The sequence below is a fragment of the Natrinema pallidum DSM 3751 genome, from assembly GCF_000337615.1.
Taxonomy (GTDB): Archaea; Halobacteriota; Halobacteria; order Halobacteriales; family Natrialbaceae; genus Natrinema; species Natrinema pallidum.
Map to the genome: position 1 here is coordinate 24,860 of NZ_AOII01000077.1, position 1,382 is coordinate 26,241.

Consider the following 1,382-nt stretch of genomic DNA (forward strand, 5'->3'; position numbering starts at 1 on the left):
CCGCTGGCCTATGACGAGTTCGCCTACGGGGCGTTGACCGTCTACGCCGATCGGCCGGACGCGTTCGACGACATGATCCGCGCCGTCCTCGCGGAACTCGGGGAGACGATCGCCTCGGCGATCGCCGCCGTCGAGCGCAAGCGCGCACTGGTCGCCGACGCGCGGACGCGACTCGAGTTCGAGGTGGCCGACGACTCGTTCGTCTTCGCCCGACTCGCCCGCCGGGTCGACTGCGTGCTCTCCTTCGATGGCGGCGTTCGCCAGCACGAGCACGGGACGACGGTGTTCGCGACCGTCGAGGGTGCGTCGCCGGACGCCGTCGTGACTGCGGCCGACGCACTCGTCGACGTCGAGCGCGCACAGGTCGTCAGTACCGGCGGAGTCAGCCGTGGAAGCGAGGGCGGGGCGACCGACGACGCTAGTGACGATGCCGATCTCGGTGGGGCGGTCCTCTTGGACCTCTCACGGCCGGTTCTCGCCCAGCAATTCGCGGATCACGGCGTGGTGTTGCGGGGTCTCGAGGCGACCGCCTCGAGCACTCGGCTCGTGGTCGACGTACCGCGATCCGCCGACGCGAGAGGGAGCGCCGATCTCATCTCGACGGCGTTCTCGGACGTCGAACTGCGCTCCAAACGGACCGTCGAGCGGACGACACCACGGGACTTCCGGTCGGAACTGCGCGAGCGACTGACCGACCGCCAGCTCGAGGTGGTCCAGCTCGCGTACTACGGCGGCTACTTCGAATCACCGCGCGAGAATTCGGGGGAAGATATCGCCGAGACGCTCGATATCTCGCCGGCTGCGTTCTATCGCCATATTCGGACCGTCCAGCGGACGCTCTTCGATGTCGTGTTCGACGAGATCGGAGTCCCGGCAAAGGCGTCGGCGGGGGTTGAATAATGAAGGGGGCTTGCTTGGTACCGCTAGTTATCTGACGGATAGGTTCATCCTAATATCCCTAGTATTCCTCAGTGCGCAATCACTACGAGCACGACCGCTCGTTGTCTCTCCAATGAACCAGAAAGACGCGGAATTCGATCCGCAGGCGGAATCGACCTACGAATGCTTCGACTGTGGAACCGTCGTCCGTGCGACAGCGCCGGACGCCTGTCCCGAGTGCGGTGCCGAGATGCGGAATCGACGCACACCGATCGAATAATCATGGCCTCTCAGCAACGTTCGACGACGACACGGGAAGCGACGGCCGCATCGGCCGCGTCGGAGACCGCACTCGAGACCGCGCGCCGACAGCTCGACCGCGTCGCCGCACAGCTAGACATCGACGATGCCGTCATCGAACGCCTCTCTCACCCGCGGGCGGTCCACGAAGTGACGGTGCCCCTCGAGCGCGACGACGGCAGCGTGGAAGTGTTTACCGGCTA

General features: G+C 65.6%; 1 protein-coding gene and 2 pseudogenes (1 of these 3 cut by a window edge). All 3 read left to right on the plus strand.

Annotated features, from left to right (window positions below):
* Positions 1-900 (plus strand): annotated as a pseudogene (locus tag C487_RS12735) (bacterio-opsin activator domain-containing protein) (it extends 2,093 nt beyond the left edge of the window).
* Positions 901-1,012: 112 nt separating this feature from the next.
* A complete protein-coding gene (locus tag C487_RS20370) occupies positions 1,013-1,159 on the plus strand; it encodes a rubrerythrin-like domain-containing protein (protein ID WP_006186192.1) in 147 nt (48 codons plus the stop codon).
* Between the two features lie 2 nt (positions 1,160-1,161).
* Positions 1,162-1,382, plus strand: a pseudogene (locus C487_RS12740) (Glu/Leu/Phe/Val dehydrogenase); the annotation flags it as partial.